Source organism: Clostridium culturomicium, assembly GCF_000821305.1.
GTDB classification, from domain to species: Bacteria; Bacillota; Clostridia; order Clostridiales; family Clostridiaceae; genus Clostridium_J; species Clostridium_J culturomicium.
Map to the genome: position 1 here is coordinate 1,506,084 of NZ_CCXK01000017.1, position 22,816 is coordinate 1,528,899.

The 22,816-nt window shown below is 31.4% G+C and carries 23 protein-coding genes and 1 other RNA gene; 2 read left to right on the forward strand and 22 right to left on the reverse strand.

Annotation, left to right across the window (positions count from 1 at the left end; genetic code table 11):
* Positions 1 to 2: 2 nt before the first annotated feature.
* From BN1075_RS19510 to BN1075_RS19580, 17 genes are all read right to left on the reverse strand, one after another.
* On the reverse strand, positions 3 to 947 hold the full coding sequence (locus tag BN1075_RS19510; protein ID WP_052406658.1) for a glycosyltransferase: 945 nt from the start codon (positions 945 to 947) through the stop codon (positions 3 to 5).
* Between the two features lie 41 nt (positions 948 to 988).
* Positions 989 to 1,825 (reverse strand): glycosyltransferase family 2 protein, encoded by an 837-nt coding sequence (locus BN1075_RS19515; RefSeq protein WP_235777838.1) that lies wholly within the window; start codon positions 1,823 to 1,825, stop codon positions 989 to 991.
* Positions 1,815 to 3,233 carry an O-antigen ligase family protein gene (locus tag BN1075_RS19520; protein ID WP_040194979.1) on the reverse strand — a complete coding sequence of 473 codons (1,419 nt, stop codon included), beginning with the start codon at positions 3,231 to 3,233 and terminating at the stop codon, positions 1,815 to 1,817. The genes BN1075_RS19515 and BN1075_RS19520 overlap by 11 nt, the downstream gene beginning before the upstream one ends.
* A 41-nt stretch (positions 3,234 to 3,274) precedes the next feature.
* Positions 3,275 to 4,339: a dTDP-glucose 4,6-dehydratase gene (gene rfbB, locus BN1075_RS19525; protein ID WP_040194980.1), complete on the reverse strand. Its 1,065-nt coding sequence runs from the start codon at positions 4,337 to 4,339 to the stop codon at positions 3,275 to 3,277.
* 48 nt (positions 4,340 to 4,387) lie between these two features.
* A complete protein-coding gene (rfbD, locus tag BN1075_RS19530) occupies positions 4,388 to 5,266 on the reverse strand; it encodes a dTDP-4-dehydrorhamnose reductase (RefSeq protein ID WP_040194981.1) in 879 nt (292 codons plus the stop codon).
* A 9-nt stretch (positions 5,267 to 5,275) separates the two neighbouring features.
* Positions 5,276 to 5,845 (reverse strand): dTDP-4-dehydrorhamnose 3,5-epimerase, encoded by a 570-nt coding sequence (gene rfbC, locus BN1075_RS19535; RefSeq protein WP_040194982.1) that lies wholly within the window; start codon positions 5,843 to 5,845, stop codon positions 5,276 to 5,278.
* 43 nt (positions 5,846 to 5,888) lie between these two features.
* A complete protein-coding gene (rfbA, locus tag BN1075_RS19540) occupies positions 5,889 to 6,773 on the reverse strand; it encodes a glucose-1-phosphate thymidylyltransferase RfbA (RefSeq protein WP_040194983.1) in 885 nt (294 codons plus the stop codon).
* Between the two features lie 16 nt (positions 6,774 to 6,789).
* Positions 6,790 to 7,641: a glycosyltransferase family 2 protein gene (locus tag BN1075_RS19545; protein WP_040194984.1), complete on the reverse strand. Its 852-nt coding sequence runs from the start codon at positions 7,639 to 7,641 to the stop codon at positions 6,790 to 6,792.
* A 30-nt stretch (positions 7,642 to 7,671) separates the two neighbouring features.
* Entirely contained in the window at positions 7,672 to 8,334 is a 663-nt protein-coding gene (locus BN1075_RS19550; protein ID WP_081911706.1) for a sugar transferase, read from the reverse strand.
* Positions 8,335 to 8,608: 274 nt separating this feature from the next.
* Positions 8,609 to 8,960, reverse strand: an RNA gene (gene rnpB / locus BN1075_RS21030) — RNase P RNA component class A.
* 407 nt (positions 8,961 to 9,367) lie between these two features.
* Positions 9,368 to 10,159, reverse strand: a complete 792-nt coding sequence (locus BN1075_RS19555) for a Nif3-like dinuclear metal center hexameric protein (RefSeq protein ID WP_040194986.1) — start codon at positions 10,157 to 10,159, stop codon at positions 9,368 to 9,370.
* A 20-nt stretch (positions 10,160 to 10,179) separates the two neighbouring features.
* A complete protein-coding gene (locus BN1075_RS19560; protein ID WP_040194987.1) occupies positions 10,180 to 10,869 on the reverse strand; it encodes a tRNA (adenine(22)-N(1))-methyltransferase in 690 nt (229 codons plus the stop codon).
* 312 nt (positions 10,870 to 11,181) lie between these two features.
* Complete coding sequence (locus BN1075_RS19565; protein ID WP_042387477.1) at positions 11,182 to 12,069, reverse strand: PH domain-containing protein; 888 nt, start codon at positions 12,067 to 12,069, stop codon at positions 11,182 to 11,184.
* A gap of 378 nt (positions 12,070 to 12,447) precedes the next feature.
* Positions 12,448 to 13,512 carry an RNA polymerase sigma factor RpoD gene (gene rpoD / locus BN1075_RS19570; RefSeq protein ID WP_040194988.1) on the reverse strand — a complete coding sequence of 355 codons (1,065 nt, stop codon included), beginning with the start codon at positions 13,510 to 13,512 and terminating at the stop codon, positions 12,448 to 12,450.
* 22 nt (positions 13,513 to 13,534) lie between these two features.
* Complete coding sequence (gene dnaG / locus BN1075_RS19575) at positions 13,535 to 15,310, reverse strand: DNA primase (RefSeq protein ID WP_040194989.1); 1,776 nt, start codon at positions 15,308 to 15,310, stop codon at positions 13,535 to 13,537.
* A 208-nt stretch (positions 15,311 to 15,518) separates the two neighbouring features.
* Complete coding sequence (locus BN1075_RS21805; protein WP_156132844.1) at positions 15,519 to 15,692, reverse strand: hypothetical protein; 174 nt, start codon at positions 15,690 to 15,692, stop codon at positions 15,519 to 15,521.
* A gap of 54 nt (positions 15,693 to 15,746) precedes the next feature.
* Positions 15,747 to 16,760: a deoxyguanosinetriphosphate triphosphohydrolase gene (locus BN1075_RS19580; protein ID WP_040194990.1), complete on the reverse strand. Its 1,014-nt coding sequence runs from the start codon at positions 16,758 to 16,760 to the stop codon at positions 15,747 to 15,749.
* A 441-nt stretch (positions 16,761 to 17,201) separates the two neighbouring features.
* Here BN1075_RS19580 and BN1075_RS19585 point away from each other — a divergent pair, with 441 nt between their 5' ends.
* Positions 17,202 to 18,272, forward strand: coding sequence for a CotS family spore coat protein (locus BN1075_RS19585; RefSeq protein WP_040194991.1), 1,071 nt, complete (start codon positions 17,202 to 17,204; stop codon positions 18,270 to 18,272).
* A gap of 263 nt (positions 18,273 to 18,535) precedes the next feature.
* Positions 18,536 to 19,564: a sugar kinase gene (locus tag BN1075_RS19590; RefSeq protein ID WP_040194992.1), complete on the forward strand. Its 1,029-nt coding sequence runs from the start codon at positions 18,536 to 18,538 to the stop codon at positions 19,562 to 19,564.
* A 189-nt stretch (positions 19,565 to 19,753) separates the two neighbouring features.
* On the opposite strand, the gene BN1075_RS21810 is transcribed toward BN1075_RS19590, so the two are convergent.
* From BN1075_RS21810 to BN1075_RS19610, 5 genes are all read right to left on the reverse strand, one after another.
* Positions 19,754 to 19,891 carry a hypothetical protein gene (locus BN1075_RS21810; RefSeq protein WP_156132846.1) on the reverse strand — a complete coding sequence of 46 codons (138 nt, stop codon included), beginning with the start codon at positions 19,889 to 19,891 and terminating at the stop codon, positions 19,754 to 19,756.
* An 18-nt stretch (positions 19,892 to 19,909) separates the two neighbouring features.
* The gene (locus BN1075_RS19595) at positions 19,910 to 20,104 is read right to left on the reverse strand and encodes a hypothetical protein (RefSeq protein ID WP_040194993.1); all 195 of its coding nucleotides are present in this window, start codon (positions 20,102 to 20,104) and stop codon (positions 19,910 to 19,912) included.
* 90 nt (positions 20,105 to 20,194) lie between these two features.
* Positions 20,195 to 20,941: a response regulator transcription factor gene (locus BN1075_RS19600; protein WP_040194994.1), complete on the reverse strand. Its 747-nt coding sequence runs from the start codon at positions 20,939 to 20,941 to the stop codon at positions 20,195 to 20,197.
* 38 nt (positions 20,942 to 20,979) lie between these two features.
* The gene (locus tag BN1075_RS19605; RefSeq protein WP_040194995.1) at positions 20,980 to 21,858 is read right to left on the reverse strand and encodes a carbohydrate ABC transporter permease; all 879 of its coding nucleotides are present in this window, start codon (positions 21,856 to 21,858) and stop codon (positions 20,980 to 20,982) included.
* Between the two features lie 10 nt (positions 21,859 to 21,868).
* The gene (locus tag BN1075_RS19610) at positions 21,869 to 22,750 is read right to left on the reverse strand and encodes a carbohydrate ABC transporter permease (protein ID WP_040194996.1); all 882 of its coding nucleotides are present in this window, start codon (positions 22,748 to 22,750) and stop codon (positions 21,869 to 21,871) included.
* Between the last annotated feature and the right edge of the window lie 66 nt (positions 22,751 to 22,816).

Consider the following 22,816-nt stretch of genomic DNA (forward strand, 5'->3'; position numbering starts at 1 on the left):
TTCTATCCTACCTTTACAAGCTTACGTTTAGCAATTGCCGATAACTTACCATATACTAAATTAAAGTTATATTTGCTTTTAAAAGAAAAACATAATAATCTAAAAATATTATTTGCTGAAAATTTTTCTTCAAGTTTCTCTACTATCATTAAATACCTTTCAGTATTTTTTAATAGATCTTCATTTTTTAATATATTCTCTAATTCAGTATTATCAAATTCACAGTTATCGCCCTTTAAGTTTTTATTATATATTTGCTTTATGTATTGGCTTACTAAAAATTGTTTTTCCTTATTTTCTTTAGATATTCCACCTTCTCTAACCCTATACATCAATAATGTTTCCTCTAAATTTGCTACTTTATATCCTTTTGTAATAACTTCTGTTGCTAAATAATAGTCCTCTGCTAAAGGAACCTCTTTATATCCACCAATATCCATTATCATATCTTTTCTATACATTAATGTTGGATGTGCAAAAGCATTCCCATGACGCAAGTGAGATTTTATTTCTTCATAAGAAGTAGGTCTATACTTATCTTTTGATAAACCTCTTCCATTGCCATCTATAAACTCTACTTTTGTTCCAACCATTGCAACATCTTTATTTTCCTCCATAAATTTCACTTGTATTGAAAATCTATTTTTTAACGCTATGTCATCAGCATCCATTCTAGCTATTAAATCTCCTGTACAATAGTTTAACGCTTTATTTAGAGTCTTAACTAAACCTAAATTCTCCTCATTTTTTACAACTACAATCCTCGAATCCTGCTTTTGCACATTTTCTATATATTTTTTCAACTCTTCATTATTAGGATTATCTAATACAATTATAAATTCAATGTTTTTATAAGTTTGTGTAAGAATTGAATTAATACATTCCTCTACCCATTGAATCTTTTCATTATATGTTCCCATAATTACAGAAACTTTAACCTTTTCCAATACTAATTACCTCCACAACGAACATTAGTTTAAAAGCTCATTTAATTTTTATACTGAATATATCCTTTTATTCTTCCTTTAATAGCAATTAAACTCTTTTTAAATTGTTCACTATTTCCTTTAAGTAAATTGATCATAGCTTTTACACTATGAAATCCAATAACTTTTAAGCTTAAAAAAGCAGTATCCAGATGTAAATTACTTTTTACAAATCCTCCAAAGCCTAAAGCATAATTATATATTTTTTCCTCAGTCATATTTTTCTTTGAATCATAGTGAGGATGATATATAGCTATACTCGGATTATAAATAACCTTACTTCCATTCGATAAACTTCTATATAAAATATCTGTATCTTCACAAGAACCAAAATAATTTCCTACACCTAATTTTTCATTCAACTTTAATTTTCCATTATTTTTGAAGAACATTGTAATTGAAGAACATCTTGTATAAAAATTTAATTTATTTATTTTATGAGTCTCCTTTGGCCAGCTTCTCAAAGAATCACTGCCATCCCTCTCAACAATACGGCCCATCACAATATCACATTTTTCTTTTTCAAATACCTTATCCACGTTAAACAAAGTTTCCATCAAATATTCACAGTCATCATCTGGAAATGCAATTATTTCTCCAGTTGCCTTTGCTATGCCGATATTTCTATTTTGTGAAAGCCCTTTAATTTTAGATTTAACATGAATAATATTTAGGTTTTTAAATTCATTCACTATTGCATCCAATTTTGAAGTTTCATTTTGATCTACAATAATAATTTCTATGTCTTTATTATCATAATTACATTGCTCTACACTTTTTAAAAAGTTTCCTACCTCTTCAAATCTTCCAAGTGTAGCAACAATTAAACTAAATTTCATATTTTTCACCATACTCTTTACTAATATTATTATAATGCATAGTTGCCACACTTAAAATTATCCATAATGGATAGTTAATAAATGTGTCTACATTCATTCCACTTATTAAACAACCAATAACACTTACGCCTATAACTAATGTATAAATATTATCTTTTTTGAAATACATTTTTACCAATCTAAATAATACTTTTCCCCATAAGATGCACCATAATGCAAAACCTACAAATCCTAATTCTCCAAATATCCTAGCATGCAATGAAAACACTGTTGGCCAATACTGAGTTTGAGTCTCATCTAACCAAAGAGTAATTTCATTTGATCTATATGCATCCTTATCAATATGTTCTTTAATACTAAATGCAAATTGTCCTATCCCTACACCAGTAATAGGATTATCCAGCCCCATACTTATTGCACCTTCTTGCAAGCTAAATCTTGCAACATTTGATAAATTATTAGGGTCCTTTAATGAGTTAATCAATGATGATATACTTACTCGAGATACTGTATTCTGATATGTGTTATTACTATAAAAAACAGTGTTAACAACCCCTACTAAAACTAATAAAAGAATAGCAATTCCAACTGTAATTTTTCTATGCTCTTTATTTTTTTTAATTAATAATCCAACAAGTAGTATCAAAAACTCTGCTGCAAATATAGCTAAACCCACTCTAGACCTACTTAAAAATATCAAGCTAATAAAATACATATTATATACAGAAAATAAAATCTTATTTTTAGCTTTTTTCTCAGTATATATATAACTAAAGATCCATGGGAAAACAAAAGCAGCATACATAGAGAAATATGAGGCCTCTCCTGTTACACTTCTTACACCTCTGCTATAGACTTCACCCCTACTATAAAGCTGAATAACCGATGAAACTTTTTCTAAAATAAAGCTTGTATCTACAATATTTAATAAATATAATACTTCAAAAACTGAATATACTGCTACAATTATCGTAGATATTAATATATATTTTCTAATTTTAAAAACACTAATTTTTTCTTTACTTAAAAAGTAATATACACAATAAGAAAAAACAAATACATACACTAGCATTGGATATTGGAAAATGAAGCGCTTTAAGCCTGATTTGCCCTTAAATGTATTGTTCATTATATTAGAAAAGTTAAATATACCACTAGCTAAAGCCCAAACAACAAACACGAGGAATATATTATAAACCCTATCATTAAACCTTAAAACATCTCTGTCTTTCAATAGTCGGTAGAAAAAAATACCAATCAATACTAAAGCTGCATAGGATGCACCACTATATGATAACTCCTTTAACACATTATTCAAGTAAGGCAAATTATCAAATGGTACTAGCACTAATACTAATGCTATCAATATTTCTATATAGTTTTTCTTAATAAAACTTTTCACATTCATATTATTTAATCTACCTCCATATATGATAAATGTTATAACATTTAGTTATAACATTTATCATAGTACTTATTATAGTAATTTTCGTATTCACCCGAAGTTATATTTTCCATCCATTTCTTATTATCTAAATACCATTGAATAGTCTTTTTTATTCCTACTTCAAATGTAGTTTCTGGATACCAACCTAATTCGTTTTTTATCTTTGTTGGATCAATTCCATATCTTCTATCATGACCTTTTCTATCTTCAACATATGTAATTAATTTTTCAGTTATTGCTTCATCAACATTTTCTTTTAGGTACTCAATAACAGTTTTTACTATTGTAATGTTTGTTCTTTCATTATGACCACCAACATTATATACTTCACCATTTTTTCCATTATTTATAACCATATCAATTGCTTTAGCATGATCTTCAACATATAACCAATCCCTTACATTCATTCCATCACCATACACTGGTAAATTTTTGTGTGATAAACAGTTATTGATTAATAAAGGTATTAACTTTTCTGGAAATTGGAATGGTCCATAATTATTTGAACATCTAGTAATGTTTATCGGCATTTTATATGTATCATGGTAAGCTTTCACCATTAAATCAGAGCCTGCTTTACTTGATGAATATGGACTATGTGGATCTATAGGTGTTGTTTCCATGAAATATCCTGTATCTCCTAATGAACCATATACTTCATCTGTGGATACATGTAAGAATTTAACTCCTTCTCTCCATGTACCATCTTCATTTTCCCATGAATTTTTTGCACAATTTAATAAATTTACTGTACCTAGCACATTTGTTTTAACAAATATTTCTGGTTCCCTTATACTTCTATCCACATGGGATTCAGCTGCAAAATGTGCTACGTAATCTATATGATATTTTTCAAATAAACTTTCAACTAAATCTTTATCGCATATATCACCTTGAACAAATATATGTCTATCATCATTTTCAATTGATTTTAAGTTTTCTAAATTCCCAGCATATGTAAGTTTATCTAAATTTATTATCTTTATATCTTTATATTTTTCTAACATATACAACACAAAGTTTGATCCAATAAATCCTGCTCCACCTGTAACTAAGTAAGTTTTCATTTTAATTCTCCTTTGATTTCATAAAACTTTTATAGGTTTTATGTATTTTTAATCTCTATTTTTCAAAAAACCTTTAAGTGCATCTTGCCAAGGTCTCATTTCATCGCCAATTGTATTTCTAAGCATCATATTATCTAATGAAGAATACTCTGGTCTTTTGGCTGGAGTTTTATACTCTTCTGAAGTACAAGGATGTACTTCGCATTCTTCACCAGATAGCTCCATAATTAATTTTGCAAATTCATACCATGTACACTCACCATTTCCAGTGCAATGATATACTCCATATTCCTCTGTTAAAATTAGTTTAAGTATATGATATGCTAAATCATTCGCATTTGTTGGATTACCTTTTTGATCATTTACAACTTGAATTTCATTCCTTTGTTTTCCTAAATTTATCATTGTATAAACAAAATTCTTACCTACATGCCCATAAAGCCATGCTGTTCTAACTATAAAATATTTTGTAGAGAAGTCTTTTACAAAATTTTCCCCCATCAATTTTGTTTTACCATAAATGCTATTAGGCATAGGTATATCAAATTCACTTAATGGTGTATCTCCAACTCCACTAAACACATAATCAGTAGATACTTGCACTACTTTAGCTCCAATTTCCTCAGCAACCATTGCTAAGTTTCTTGGTCCTAATGCATTTATTTTAAAAGCTAAGTCTCTATTTGATTCACAACCATCTACATTAGTAGCAGCTGCACAGTTAATCAAAACATCTGGCTTCTCTCTCCATAAAACAGCTTTAACCATATCTAAATTTGTTATATCTAAACCCTCAACATCTAGAGCTACAACTTCTGAGTTTTTTACTTCATGGCTAATCTCTCCAATTTCAGCTTTACCACTTCTTATTATACTCTTTAATTCATTTCCTAATTGTCCATTAGCTCCTGTTATTAGTATTTTCATATCTTTCTCCTATTCTATGTAAACAAAAGGCAACTCTAATTCTTTAAGCTTTTTCTGTTTCTTATCTTTTTCAGATAAAATTACTTCTTCAATATTATCTAAAGGCCATTCAATTCCAATATCAGGATCATCCCATAATACCCCACTATCATACTCTGGAGCATAAAAATTGGTACATTTATAATTAAAGATTGCTTCATTTGATAAAACTAGAAATCCATGTGCAAACCCCTCTGGAATATAAAATTGCTTTTTATTTTCCTCACTTAAAAGAACACCTTCCCATTTCCCAAATGTTGGAGAACCTTTTCTTAAATCTACAGCCACATCATAAACTGCACCTGAAGTTACTCTTACTAATTTACCTTGAGTGAATTTTGTTTGAAAATGCATACCTCTAAGTACACCTTTTCTAGATTTAGATTCATTATCTTGAACAAACTCCATTTTAAGTCCAGCTTCAAAAAAATCTTTTTTATTATAAGATTCCATAAAATAACCTCTATCATCCCCAAACAATTTAGGTTCGACTATATACAAATCTTTTATTTTCGTTTTAACAAAATTGAAATTTCCCATTTGACACCTCTCACACTACTTATCTAAAATAAATAGTAGTTACTTATTTGATTTCGCCTTCAAACTCCTCAACAACTTCCATTAAATACTTTCCATAACCTGTTTTCATTAAAGGTTTAGCAAGTTTCTTAACTTGTTCAGCTGTTATCCAACCTTTTCTGTATGCAATTTCTTCAAGACATGCAATATAAGTTCCTTGTGTGTTTTGTATAGCCTCCACAAAATTAGATGCTTGTAGCATTGAACTATGTGTTCCTGTATCTAACCATGCCATGCCTCTACCAAGTAAATTCACACTTAGCTTTCCATCATTCATATAAGCTTTATTCAAATCAGTTATTTCTAACTCACCTCTAGCTGATGGTTTTAAAGCTTTTGCCTTTGCAACTACCGAGTTATCATAGAAGTATAGTCCTGGAACTGCGTACTTTGACTTTGGTTTATCTGGTTTTTCTTCTAAGGAAATTACTTTACCATCTTTATCAAACTCTACAACTCCAAAAGACTTAGGATCTTGAACATAATATCCAAATACCACCGCTCCACTTTCAAGGCTTGCTGCCTCTCTTAAATGCTCTGAAAAGCTTTGGCCATAAAAAATATTATCCCCTAAAACCATTGCCACATTTTCTTCACCAATAAATTCCTCACCAATTATAAATGCTTCTGCCAATCCATTAGGTGATTCTTGTATAGCATATTGAATATTTAATCCTAATTCAGAACCATCTTGAAATAATTCTTGAAAATTAACTACATCTCTTGGTGTTGATATTATTAATATATCTTTAATCCCCGATAACATTAATACTGACATTGGATAATATATCATCGGCTTGTCGTATATTGGTACCATTTGCTTTGACATTGCCTTAGTTACAGGATATAACCTTGTTCCTGATCCTCCTGCTAAAATTATTCCTCTCATTTTAACAACTCCTATGTTACTTATTTATTTTACCTACAGTCATCCCTATCAATCTGGACGAAAAATTCACAAACAAATCTACAATTATTTTATAATTTTTATCTTGGATAGCTCTTTTTAGTACGTATTTTAACACACCCGCACCTTTCTTTGTTGCTTTAAAATCTCCAATATGAGGATTTTCAGCAAAAAACTTTCCAATACTTTTATATCTTGAATACACTTCCTTAGCCGAATATTCATGAGAATGGATTATCCTTGATTCAGCTTCATACTTTATTCTATATCCATTCATAATTAATTTATAGGCAAAGTACATATCCTCATTAGTAGGAAGTTTCTTTCCATCGTATCCATTTAGCTCTACAAAAACATCTTTTTTTATGGCACTTGATGCATCTGAAAAGAAAAAACACATTATTCCTAATTCTTCAACATCCATTTTGCTAACAATTCTAGATTGGTTAGGATAATTTACTTCCCTTATATATCTTTCCAAGCCGTGATTTTTATAACCAATCTGTCTACTAAAACTTGCTTCACATTCACCTTTAATAATTCCTTGAACTAATTTTTCTAGCCATTCTTCTCCATCTAACTGTATATCTTGAGTTATAAATACAATTATATCTCCCTTAGCTTCCATCGCTGACTTTTCTCTAACTAAGCTATGAGAAAAATCTTTTTTCTTAACAACTTCGTAGCTAGCTCCTATTTCATTTAGTATGAATTCAGTCTTATCCACAGATTCAGTTAATACAAATTTAATTTCTTCAATTTCAACATTTTTTTGCTTTAGTATACTCTCATACAAGTCTCCAACATATGCTTCAGCATTATATAATGGACATATTATTGAAACTTTCATAAGTCTTCTCCCCAATCTTATATAGTATTTTTAAACAGCACCGTCTTTTTTCACAACTGCAACTATAGTTTTCAATATTATTTTAAAATCCATTAAAAGTGAACGATTATCTATATAGTACATATCCATTTGAACCCTTTCATCATAGGTAGTATCACTTCTGCCATTAGCCTGCCAATACCCAGTTAACCCTGGCACAACAGAAAACATTTTGTTAGCATATATACCATACTTATCAATTTCTTTTTCAACTATCGGTCTAGGACCTACTATACTCATATCACCTTTTATGATATTTATTAATTGTGGTAATTCATCTAAGCTTGTCTTTCTTAAGAAGCTACCTATTTTGGTAATTCTAGGGTCATTATCTAATTTAAAGTTAATATAATACTCCCTTTTCTGTTCTTCTGAAAAATTCTCAAATATTTCACTAGCATTTTCATACATTGTTCTAAATTTATAAACCTTTATCGGTTTCCCATTTTTACCTATTCTCATATGCCCAAAAACTATCGGACCTTTTGAATCGACTCTTATTGCTAATGCAACGATTAAAAGAATAGGACTACCTAAAACTAACGCCAACAATGAACAAACTAAGTCAAGTACTCTCTTTACAAAAACATACATTCTTTTTTCGTCATTTCTTACTGCTTCATACTTTTCATTTAGCAGACTATATCTTTCCATTTTTACCTCCATTATACATCCCCAACTTGAACTATATTATTTTCATTCTATAAATTACAATAATTTTAGTTATATACAGTATATTTAATATAGTTGTATATTGAACTACTTGTCCTTTTAAAATAATACCATAATTCGAGTACACTTACCACATATTTACCTTTTTTTATCTGTCCTCTATCAATATCCTATAATCATGTCATATTTATACCATTAACAAATTTACACATAAAAAAACACCAAAGTAAACTTTAAAAGCCTCCTTCAGTGTTTTTTTACGAGATAAGTCTATAAGCCGAGTTCTGTATTTGACAATCATCTATCTAGGCCTATTATTACTAATAAGCTCAAGCGATACACCCGGGGACGAGACGGGCAGCCTCATAATGTCCCGCTTTCGATCTTGCTCCAGATGGGGTTTACATAGCCGCAAAGTCACCAATGCGCTGGTGAGCTCTTACCTCACCTTTCCACCCTTACCCTACAAGGGTTACCCCTTGCACGGCGGTATCTCTCTGTTGCACTTTCCTTAGAGTCGCCTCCACTGGGAGTTACCCAGCACCCTGCCCTATGGAGCTCGGACTTTCCTCTCCTGATTTCTCAGCAGCGATTGTCTGGCTTACTCGCAAGATTCATATTACCACAGATTATTTCATTTTGCAACAAAGATTTAATACAGTTTAAATTTATTGCAGTAAATCACAATTATTTTATATTTTTTCTTATTTATTCTACAATGTTATGCCACCATCATAAACTACAGTTGCAGAAATATTCAACGCTCATTCCTTTATTATATTTCTCATACACAAATAATTTCTTATTTATTAAAATCATAGTGCTAATAATTGTTTATTTTAGAATCTAGCTGCTGCCTGTTATATCATACTTATTAAATCTACACTCCAATCATAAAACTTTTCTTCTTTAAATTGTAAAATTTTAAAATGTCAAAGCTCATAATAAAAAAATAAGAAACCCAGCACCACTGGATTTCTATCTAAATCTTTTATTTTTAATCTTTCACTTATCACTAATAAAAATTGTACGGATCTCTTACCTTTTTAGAAATAACCACTTCAACACCTTCACTCTCAACCTGCTTCTTTATCTGCTTTGATAAATTCACAACTATTGGCCACTCAGAATTAAAATGTCCTACATCCATTATACAAAGACCCATCTCACTGTAATCAGAAACAAAATGATAAGTGGTATCCCCTGTTATAATTAAATCTGCACCTCTTTTAGCCGCCATATCCATAAAATCTTGGCCACTTCCATTTACAAAGGCAATTGATTTAATTGTTTTATTTAAATCTCCTGCAAAGCGTATAGTGTTTAAATCAAGCTTTTCCTTCACTGTTTCTATAACTTCACTTAAAGTCATTTCTTTGTCAAGGTTCACCATTCTTCCTATCCCTGCAGTAGGCTCCACAGGATTCTTAGCCATGATTTCACCTTTACCAAAGCCAAGATAAGCAACAAACTCATCATTTATTCCAGCACTCACCGAATCCCAGTTAGTGTGGCTTGAATAAAGAGCTATATCATTTTTTATAAGCTCTATGATTTTTCTTCCTAATAAAGTATCTGTTGTTATAGTAGAAGGCTTTCTAAATAAAAGAGGGTGATGACTTAATATTAAATCAGCTCCTAAGGCCTTAGCTTCCTCAATAACCTCTAAGGTGCAGTCTAAAGCCACAAGGATTTTTGCCACATCTGCTTCTCTATCTCCAACCATCAAACCAACATTATCATAGCTTTCCTTTAAATTAGGTGGAGCAATAGTCTCCATTATTTTAATTAACTTATCTATCTTCATGGTTCTCCTCCTAAACTACCTTAAAACTCCTTTAGAAATCCTTCAAGAGCCTCTAATTTTACCTTCAGTTCATTTTTTCTTGCTTTTGCATTCTCAGTATCTTCCTTTAACCCTTCATAGATTCTAGAATACTTTGCTACCTTATGCATTAAATACTCTTTATATACTGAATCCTTTTTCTTTAAAAGAATTTCACTTACTTCATTATATATTGGCTCCACAGTCTTAGGATTAGTTCCATAGCTCACCTTGAAGATTTCATAATACTTATCTTCATCAAAAATGATCCACTCATCCTCCAGGTTCCAACCTAGCTTATACACGTATTCTCTCAAAACTTCAGGATTTTGCACTGGCTGCACAATGACATAATTCAGCTGTTTAAACACTTCTTCACTTTCTAAAAGTATATCCCTGATTAAGTTTCCACCCATGCCAGCAATTACTGCTGCCTGAACTTCACCAGGCTTAACAGTTGTTAATCCACCGCCTAATCTGCACTCTATCTTATCACTTAAATTATGATCAGCCACATTCTTTCTTGCTCTTTCTACTGGCCCTTTATTTATATCACTGGCAATAGCCTTCTTAACTCTGCCTTCCTTTAATAAATCAATAACCACATATCCATGGTCTGTCCCAACATCAACAACGCTGTCCACATCTTTAACTAAATCGCTTATTAACTTTAATCTTCTGCTTATTATCATCTTTATCTCCTAAACTCTACTCACTTTATTTCATTAATCACTATTATTATTTACTTCTAATTATATATCATTACCATTTTATTTAAAACATTTTAACATATAAATACTAAAGCCCTCTAAAATAAAAAATGAACCCCTTCAAATTTCCACTAAAAGAATTTAACTACTTTCTAAACAGTAACTTTCACTATGACCAGCATATCCACATTTTCTCACTGAAACAAGTTCCTTAATTTAAAATTAATCATCCTTTTCAAAATTAAAGCTTCTCCAAGCAAGGCAAAGAGAAGCATCCATAATTCTTAATTTCAATTATACTCTATATGTTATTAAAACTAACTGTAAATATAAAAATGTTAGCGCAACCACAGCTGCTGCATAAATATAATTATATGCAGATTTCTTATCATATTTAGCACAAAATTGAGCTGCATAATATAAACAAAAGAACACTGCCATATTTAAAAGTCCATAGGTCATTTGACTAAAAGCAAACTGCTTATCTGTTCCTAGCTCTGATGCAACTCCTAATGCATCCAAAGATAAGGGAATAACATCAGGAAGCTTATTTAAAATATAAAGAAGTATTGGTCCAAAGGTAATCCAAAGAATACTTACAGCACATACAGCTATAGGCACCATGAACTTCCAGTCCTTATACATCTTCGGAGCCGTATTATAAGTTTTCTCCCATACATCATCTGGTATATTTAAAGCCTTTAACTTCTCTTCAAAAGCCTTTGGATTTATAGGCGAAATTCCATAGTTTAAATCCTTAGTTTCAATATAAATAACCTTAGAACTGTTTGTAACGAACATTCTTGTGGTTCCCAATCCCTTTACAGCTATTCTTCCAACAGCAAATTTGTTAGAAAATAAACCTGAAAGACCAATTCCTTTAATTTTCCCTTCTTCAGTGGTATAACTTAGCACATCTTCAATAGGAATTACTACCTTTTTAAAGCCTCCTAGTGCTGTTATTCTGATTTCTTCATCTGATATGAAATATTGAACTGTCAGCCATACACCTATATTATATATAAAAAATATATTACATATTAACAAAACTAATTTAGTTAAATTCAACATTATATATGAATCAATTGCATAAATCACAAATATTCCAATCAGATTTATCCCAATACAAGATAAAATTGAAGGAATTATCTCTAATCTCTTTCTTCCATGGAATCTTTCCAAAAAAATCCCCTCCTTAAGTGAGTATCCAAATCTTTGATTTGGTTAATACGAACTTACTCCACCGAATGTATATGAGGCGGAGTTTCCTATTCACCGTAAATCTATGATTTGGGTAGTGGAACTTACTCCTTCGAATGTATATGAGAAGGAGTTTCCTTATTAACTGCTTAATCTTAGATTTTGGTGCTCGATTTTACTCCGCTTAGTAAACCAAGTCGAAGCTTCCTAAAAATACATATATACATTTTATTATAATCTACCACACTTTGTCTATTGTTTTTCCTGTTTTTCATTTTATATCCAAGGAAAAAGTATTTTGTTCTTATATTTTTCGACATAAAATAAAGCCAAGAACTAAATAATTCCTGGCTTTGTTTATTAATCCAAATAATCTTTAAGTTTTTTACTTCTGCTTGGATGTCTTAATTTACGAAGAGCTTTAGCTTCTATTTGTCTAATTCTCTCTCTTGTTACGTTGAACTCTTTACCAACTTCTTCAAGAGTTCTTGCTCTTCCATCATCAAGTCCAAATCTTAATCTTAAAACCTTCTCTTCTCTTGGAGTAAGTGTTCTAAGCTGGCTAATCAGCTGCTCTTTTAACATTGTGAAGGCTGCTGCTTCAGCTGGAGCTAAAGCGTCATCATCTGGTATGAAGTCTCCAAGATGTGAATCTTCCTCTTCTCCAATTGGTGTTTCTAAAGATACTGGCTCTTGAGCAATCTTCATGATTTCTCTAACCTTATCAACACTCATATCCATTTCTTTTGCAATTTCTTCTGGAAGTGGTTCTCTTCCTAACTCTTGAAGTAATTGTCTAGAAACTCTAATTAATTTATTTATAGTTTCAACCATGTGAACTGGAATTCTAATTGTTCTGGCTTGGTCGGCTATAGCTCTTGTAATCGCCTGTCTTATCCACCATGTTGCATAAGTACTAAATTTAAACCCCTTACTATAGTCAAACTTTTCAACTGCTTTTATAAGTCCAAGGTTACCTTCTTGGATAAGGTCTAGGAATAACATTCCTCTTCCAACATATCTCTTTGCTATACTAACAACAAGTCTTAGGTTTGCTTCAGCAAGTTTCTTCTTTGCATACTCATCTCCATTTTCGATAAGCTTTGCAAGTCTCATTTCTTCATCTGCTGATAAAAGAGGTACCTTTCCTATTTCTTTAAGATACATTCTTACTGGGTCATCTATTGCAATCCCTTCTGGTATGGAGATATCAAGTTCTAATTCCTCTTCTTCTTCCTCTTGAGGGTCACCTATAACGTCTATTCCCATAGACTCTAATACTTCGTAGATTTTTTCTATTTGTTCAGGACTTAGTTCTATCCCTTCAACTTCTTCCATTAACTCTTTATAAGTTAAACTTCCTTTTTTCTTACCTTTTTCAATAAGCTTCTTTACTAATGTTACTTTTCCTACTTTATCTTTCATCCCTCTACCTCCTTTCAGTTTCTTACAGTTTTGCTATTTCCTTTTGTATATCCATAAGTTCTTTAGCTAATGCTAAAGTTTCTTCTACCAAACCTTTAGATTCACATTTTTTGATTTCATTCATAACTTTCCGCTTTGACTCCTCTAACTTGTATTTTTTAATCTTACCTATACAGTCACTTACCATTTTATCAAGGTCGGACTTATCTATATTAATTTTACTTCCTTGAATATTAACCCATTCTTTTGTAAAATCACTATCTTGTATAGTTTTCATTTCAATAATTTTCATAAGTTCTTCTTCAGCTATTCCTTGATTTTCAACAATAGTGTCAAAAATCATTGCATGTGAATTTAAGCTAAAATCTTTTGAGTTTACACTATTTAAAATCTTATCTCTAAGCTCTTTGTTTAAACTCAATTTTAATATAGTTCTACCGGCTTTAATGTATCCGGGCTCTAAATATAATTTTTGCCCAAATTTTTCATTAATATTATGATTTTCGCTATTTTTTAAAGAATTTGAACGATTTTCGCCCATAGTTCTTAAAATTGCCTCTTCATTCACTCCACTTCTTTCTGAAACCTGCTTAATATATACAGCTCTTTCAAGTGAATCTAGCTCTTTAAGTATAGGGCATACTATTTTCAAGTATTTCACAATCATTTCTTTTCTTCGAAAATCAATACCTATTTCGGCTGCCTTAAGTCTAAAATCAATAAGCCCTAAAGCATCATCTACAAGTCTTAAAAAAGCTTCTCTTCCATTTACCCTTATATACTCATCAGGGTCTTTTCCTTTTGGGATTTGAAGAATCTTTATTTCAAAACCTGCCTTTAGAAGTATATCCATTCCTCTTGCAGTAGCTTTTTGTCCTGCGGCGTCGGAGTCAAAGGATACAATTACCGTATCCACATATCTTCTTAAAAGTTTACACTGGCCTTCAGTTAATGCTGTACCTAGTGTTGCCACTACATTAGTAACGCCTTGCTGAGCTAGTGATATTACATCCATATAACCTTCAACCATAATGATAGTTCTACTGAAATTATTCTTAATAGCTAAGTTTAATCCATAGAGATTGGTTCCCTTATGGAAAATTGGTGTTTCTGGTGAGTTTAGGTATTTTGGCTTTGAATCATCAAGAACTCTTCCACCGAAGCCTATTACCCTTCCAGTAACATCAAACACGGGAAAAATGACTCTGTTTCTAAATCTATCGTAAATATTCCCTTTGTCGTTTTTTGTTGTCAAACCTAATTCTAAAATTTCATCTTCTTTAAATCCTATCTTTTTCAAGTAGTTTCTAGTGCCATGCCAATCATTTAAAGCAAAACCAAGGCCGAATTTTTTAATTGTTTCATCACTTATTCCTCTACGCTTTAAATAATCATATGGTTCTTTATTTTTCTTTAGGTTTGTATAAAAGAATCTACCTGCTTGAATATTCAAATCATACATTCTTTTATATTTTTCTTGAGTCTGAGAATTCTTTTTACTATATTCCTCATCCTCTAATTCAATGCCAACTCTTCTTCCTAAAAACTTTACAGCTTCCGGAAATGAGAAGTTTTTAGTCTTCATAACGAAACTTATGACATTTCCTGCTTCACCACATCCAAAGCATTTATATATCTGCTTTTCACTTGATACGGTAAAAGAGGGAGTCTTTTCATTATGAAATGGACATCTTCCCGAATAATTTTTACCTGTTTTTTTCAAGGATACAGTTTCCGAAACAATGTCCACTATATTATTTTCTTCCTTAATCCTTTGTATAATTTCTTCTGAAAACATTGTATCCCACCTTACGAGCAAGTGCTTTCTTTAAGTTTCATTCTTGATGTCAATTTCAATAATTCTTGAAATTTCTTCTTAATTTTCATCAAGGTTTTTAAATTTACATGCACCTTTCTACAAACTTAATCAATTCCCAGCACTTATAATTCGACATATATTTCGTATTTCCTTCTAATTTTCAAAAAATTTTTTTATTAATATATTGTTAACTATTCTTTCTATAATTATTTGAAGTATGCTTTTTAGTAAACTCCTCCTCAAAAACGGTACAAGAAGTATTCTCCTGAGCAAGTTCAATATCTAAATCAAAGATACATACTGTGAAAATTCTGCTTGCCAAATCAAAGATTTGAATGCTTACAGGGAAACTCCTTCTCACGAACAGTCGAAGGAGTAAGTTCGCCTTAGCCAAATCAAAGATTTGGAGGCTTACTTAAGGAATAAAAATATCTTTGAAAATACTTATACAATATTCATCACTCATTCCGCTTAAGTAATCTGCCACTCCTTGATGTTTTCCTTCATTTATAGATATATTTCTATAAAACTCTGGAAGCTTATCTTGGTGATTGTAAAAATACTTAAATAACTGTTCTAATATAAATTTTGCTTTATCTCTTTCATTTCTGAGAAGTTTACCATTATAAACCTCTTTAAACATAAAATTTCTAAGTTCTTTAAAACTTTCATCTATCTTTTTCGATAAGCCAACTTGAAGCTTTCCTTCTTCAATATTGGAGTTGGTCTGCTTTATACAATCCCTAACAAGGGTATCAATCCTTCTTCCATGAGTATCTCCTAAAACCTCCAATATATTCCTAGGTATGTCCTCCATAAAAAGTATCTTAGCTCTTAAAGAATCATCAATATCATGATTAACATAAGCTATCTTATCACTGTATTTAACTACTTGTCCTTCCAAAGTGTGTGACTTTTGTTCAGTGGACGAAAAACCACTATGAAATAATATGCCATCCAAAACTTCCTTCGATAAGTTTAGGCCTGTACCATTATTTTCAAGTTTGGTTAACACCCTTATGCTGTTCTCATTATGACTAAATCCATTAGGTAGAATTTCATTTAAAACTTCTTCACCGCTATGTGCAAAAGCAACATGTCCAATATCATGTCCTAAAGCAATAGCTTCAATTAAATCTTCATTAAGTCCTAATCCTCTTCCAATGGTTCTGCCAACTTGAGCCACTTCTAATGTATGTGTCAGCCTTGTCCTGTAATGGTCATTCCAGGTTTTAATATACACTTGAGTTTTTCGCTTCAATCTCCGAAAAGACTTACAATGTATAATTCTATCTCTGTCTACCATATAACAGGTTCGAACCTCATCCAGTTCTTCAAAGCTTTGTCGTCCCAAGGAGTCTTTAGATTTAGCGCCTGCGGGAATTATAAACTTTTCTTCTCGCTGCTCAATAATATTTCTAACATTCATACTCCATCACACTCCATTAATTTTAACAGAAGGCTCTTAATATATTTTTAGTATTCTATGTATTTTTATTCGCACTTTTAGAAAATATGAATACACAACATTATATACTAAACCACCCTCAAACTTCTATGGTAATTTATTCATGCTTGATATAAGACTATCTCGATCTTCTATTAATATATATTTCTTTATTCACCCTTAATTTCCTTTTTTTAAGATTTAAATATAATATTCTTATCAAATAAGCACACTGAATTAACAAATTACAAATATTTTTAAAATTATTGTAGAAAACTCCATAAATATTTTTCAATTCTAATTACTTCATTTTTAGCATACACATAAGATATAAGTTTATGTAAATATACATAAGTGAGAGTCTAAATCTATGAGTTACCAATTTAATTTATGATTATAAATCATTTTAAGGAGAGATGAGAAATGAGCAACCTAAATCTAGACACCTCCAATGCAGTCTTTTTAAGTCCTTCTAACATAAAAAAAAATGTATTACCTTACTATGGCCTTGAAGGTGCTAAGAACATTTTACAAGTTAAATTTAAAGATACGGATAAACAAAGAGCCGTATACCGTATTGAAACAGACCATGGTGATTACTGTTTAAAAAAAGTATACTATCCCGTTGAAGAACTTCTCTTTATTTATTCTGTAATCGAATGGCTTTACAGAAACAACATTAATGTTCCAAGAATTCTTTCAACAAAAAATCATGGAAGATATGTAACTTATAATGATATGCTTTTTATACTTACTCCATGGATAAACGGGGACAAGTGTGACTTTGACAATCTCGATCATTTAAATATGACTTCAAGAAATCTTGGACTTCTTCACCAAGTTTCTGAAGGGTTTATGCCAATTTTGGGCAGTAAAAACAAAATGGGTTTTAGTAATCTAACAGACTCTTTAAATAAACATAGACAACAACTTATCAATACCGAGGATTTAGCTAAAAAATATAATGATTATTTTTCTAAAATATTTCTTGCAAATCTTCCAAGCTCCATGATGCTGGCAAACATATCTATCTCAGTAGTTAATACTATCAACCTAGACAACCTTTCAAGGGCTATCTGCCATAATGACTATGTTAGTAAAAATCTTATAGTTAAGGATTCTGAAATTTATGTAATAGATTTTGATAAATGCAAATATGACTATAGTGCTTTTGATATATCCTACTGCTTGAGAAGACTTTTAAGAAGAGATTCAACCTGTTGGAATACTGACCTGGCTATTAACTATCTTCAGCAATATGAACAGACTAATTCCCTAACCCTTGATGACTACAAATATATTCTTGCTTATCTGGCTTTTCCTCAAAAATTCTGGAAGCTTTCAAGGGATTATTACAATAATATTCAAAGATGTAATAAGAAATCGTTTATTTCTTTATTAAATAAAGCAATCGCTGCAGATAAAGAACAAATTGAATTCAGTGAAAAACTTCTTAAATATGTTGAGCATAAATTTGATACAAAAATAATTTAGAATTTAAAATTATGGTGGAAATCCAGCTTTGCTGGATTTCTTTTTTTGTTAAGTAACAACTTCTAATCAAGTTATTACTTTTATGTAATATATATGAAGTAATTTCATTTCACATTGTACATTTTTCAATACAATTGTATACATTCATCTGAATCTGTTGACAATTTAAAATATGATAGTATAATTCAAGTATAAGTATCAAATTATGAAACCTTGTTTCACATTGTGAAACTTCTTTGAAGCATGAGGGGGTAAATTTTATCATGTCAACACAAAAGGAATTCGACTTATTAGCACTTGGCGAACTATTGCTTCGTTTATCGCCACCAAACAATGAACGTATTGTTAGAGGAGATTCTCTTCAAAAGCAAGCAGGTGGTGCTGAACTAAACGTAGTATCAGGTGTATCCTTACTAGGTCTTCGTACAGGAATAATTTCTAAGCTTCCTGATAACGATTTAGGTACATATATAAAAAATCGTATCCGTTTCTGTGGAGTAAGTGATGACTATCTTGTATATGACGGCAGCCGTGATGCAAGATTAGGAGTATATTATTACGAAAATGGAGCTCATCCTAGAAAGCCTAGAATAGTGTATGATAGAATGCATACTTCAATTAATAAAATAAGTACTGATGATTACGATGATAATCTTTACAGATCAACGCGCTGTTTCCACACTAGTGGTATAACTCTTGCGCTAAGTGAGCAGACTTATAAGACATCAGTTGCGATGATAAAAAAATTCAAAGAAAATGGTACAATCATTTCCTTTGATGTAAATTTCCGTAGTAATCTATGGGAGACTGCTGAAGCTAAAGCTAAAATCGAAGAAATTCTTCCTTATGTGGATATTTTCTTCTGCTCTGAAGACACAGCAAGACTTACCTTTGGAAAAGAAGGTACTATTGAAGAGATCATGAGAAGCTTCACAGAGGAGTATCCAATATCCATTGTCGCTTCAACTCAACGCACTGTACACACACCTAAGGTTCACTCTTTTAACTCTGTAATATACAGTGCTAAAGAAGATAAATTCTATCAAGAGAAGCCTTATGAAAATATAGATGTAGTAGACCGTATTGGTAGTGGAGATGCTTATATCTCAGGAGTTCTTTATGGACTTTTAACTCACCCTGGTGATTATCAAAAAATGCTTGAATATGGAAACGCTACAAGCTCAATAAAAAATACTATACCTGGAGATTTACCTTCTTCAGATTTAGCCGAAATTGAAAATATCATTAAAGGTCATAAAGCTACTGGAAAGCAGCTGGAGATGGACCGCTAATTACCTATATACAATTCGAAATATCCTAGCTAAAAAAACATCTATGTAGCTCTTGTTACATAGATGTTTTTTTATTAAGAAACAAAAGAAATCCAGCACCGCTGGATTTCCTCCTTCATTCTAAATTCTACATGCCACTTAAGTATATTCCTGCATTTTGATGATTCATATCAAGTTCAAGAGTCTTTTCTAAATACTCTTTCCCCTTCTCTTCATACCAAGTCCTATATTTTCAAGACCCATTAAATGGTAGTGGTGTGTTTTATTTCTTCTATTCCAATCTTCATTAAAAATCATGTCAGCATACTGGTCATTATAATACATCATTCCATCTGGTTCATCTGTTCAAATAGTTGCTGCCTCAAAGGCTTTCTTTGCCTTAGGATCTTGTCCTAAAGCTTCATAATAACTTCTACTCTCACCATAATCCCTTGCAATTTGAAGGAAGTTTTCATGGAAATTTCTCATCAATGAATTTAATTCTTCTAATTCTTCCTTCTTATCTCCACCTCTTAAAAGAATTCCTTCATATATATACATGTAATCAAATGGATCTATAGCTATCTCTTCTGGTTTTTCTCCTTAAATTTTAACTCCTAATTCAAAAAAGAAATCCCTAAGGATTTCTTTTTAGCTATGCTTATTTCTATATTCATTTGCTGAACATCCAGCAAATTTTTTAAACACTCTAGAAAAGTGAGCCATATCCATGAAGCCAACCTCTTCGGCAATATCCCCAATACGCATGGAAGGATTTTTTAGCAAATCTCTTGCTACATTTATTCGGGTTTGGTTAAGGATATCGGAAAAACTTTTACCTGTATGCTTATTTAAAAGCTTGCTTAAATACCATTGACTTACATATGTCTTTTCGGCAACCTCTCCTAAAGTAAGTTTTCGCGTATAATTTTCTTGAATATACTTAAGTGCATTTTTAACTATAAAGCTGCTTGCACCATTTACATCCACATCACATTCTTCAGCATCAGTATGTACATTCTTCTTTTTCAAATTGCCGACCATGGTACTAACAGCTTCTTCAATTTCTTTCATGCTTGAAGGCTTTAGAATTAATCTCGTTACCCCTAGCTGTATAGCCTTCTGTGCATATTCAAACTCTCTAAAACCAGTTAGAATTGAAATTTCCAGATCTGGAAACTCAGCTTTTAATCCAGCAATCATATTTAAACCGTTCATCCCCGGCATAGAAATGTCTGTTATAACTAAATTGGGCTTTACATTTCGTATAAGTTTCTGTCCTTCTATTCCATCGTAAGCTGTACCAGCCACAAGACATTCCCACTTATCCCAAGGCATTGTTCTTGTTAAACCTTCAACAATAATCGGTTCATCATCAATTATTACTATTTTATACATACCTTTCCCCCAATTAATTCAATGCTACCATAACAATTTTATCCTTTTATAGCACCAGCTGTCAATCCTTTGATAATGTTCTTTTGGAGTAGAATGTAAACAATGAATACTGGAACTAGGATAATAGTTACAGATGCAGCCATTAGACCATAGTCAGTTCCATATTTTGAACTAATCTCATTCAAAAGTGCACATACTGGATATTTTGTTCTTTTACTTATCATTGTAGTTTGAACAAATAGGTCATTATAAGACCACAAGAAGCTAAATATTGCTACTGTAGATATAGATGGCTTGCTGATTGGCACTATAATTCTGCTAAATACAGTAAATACTCCAGCACCTTCTATATATGCAGCCTCCTCCATATCAAGAGGAATAGCTCTCATAAATCCCATCATTACTATTGTTGCAAAACTTAAGTTGCTTGCTATCTGTGGAAATACCACTGAAGGTACAGTATTTAACAATCCCCACTTAATCATCATTTGATAAACTGGTATGATTGTTGAAAATACTGGAAACATTAAGCTTGCAACTAAAAGCGCATCTAATACGCCTTTCCCTTTAAAATTATATCTTGTTAAAGCAAAGGCCATCATTGAAGCCAATACTATAACTCCTATAGTTACACTTCCTGAAATAAGAAAACTCATTCCATATGCTTTTAATATGTTTAAATTATTAAAAGCATTTTCATAGTTTGCTAAAGTAAACTCCTTTGGAAGGCTAAAGGAAGAAGATAGCAGCTCTGCCGAAGGTTTAAATGAGTTTATTATAACCCATATAAAAGGAAATATAGTTGTTATAGCCCATACAATTAAAACTGCATATATGACAAACTTACCAAAACTAAAAGACTTCTCTTTTTTGTTTTTTAATGCTCTTGTTTTCTTACTTATATTGCTTTCTACCATATCTATCCTCCTATCTATCCTTATCTGGCTTAACTACAGCGTTAATTACCTTAGAAACTGCAATACCAAGAATAACTATAAGTACTGCTAGAGCTGAACCATAGTCAAAGTTATTCATTCCAAAGGTACTTTGATACATATAGGTTCCCAAGAAGTGTGTAAGTCCTTGTGGTGCTCCATTTGGAACTAATACCCACGGTAAGTCGAATACCTTTAATGCTCCAGTTACTGCTAAAACTATACAAGTACAAAGCACTCCTCTTAGCATAGGAATAGTAATATAAAATACCTGCTTAACTTTACTGCATCCATCAATTGAAGCTGCCTCATAGATATCATCTGGAATATCACTTAGTCCAGTTAAAATAATTACAAAATAAAACCCTACATAACTCCAAAGGGTTGGTATCGAAACCATAAAGAAAGCTAGTGTTGGCTTAAGCCAGTTAACTGGGTCTTGTCCAAACACAGCAAGAAGCTGGTTAAGCATTCCCCCATTATAGTTATAAAATAACTTGAATATTAAACCTATTGCAGTTGCAGATATAACTATTGGGAAGAAGTATACTGTTCTAAAGAACTGTTGTCCACGCTTAACATTGCTAACTAAAACTGCTAATACAAAGGCAATGCCAACTTGGAATATAATTGTTAGGCCCATCATTTTTAATGAGTTCCAAACAGCAATTTTTAAATCCGGGTCTGTAAACATTTTCTTATAATTTTCGAGTCCAATAAATTTCCATGTCTGTCCTGGCATTAATACAGGTGTAGTCATATCAAATAAACTGTTTTTTATATTTTGTAAAAATGGTATATATAAAAATACAACTAAAAATATAAGACTAGGTACTAAGAAGATTATAAGTGGCCATTTTTTCTTGTATAGCATCTATTTCCCACCTTTCCGCCCTTATTTGGGGTAAAAAACAGAGGGGTGGTTTCAGTACCCCTCTGC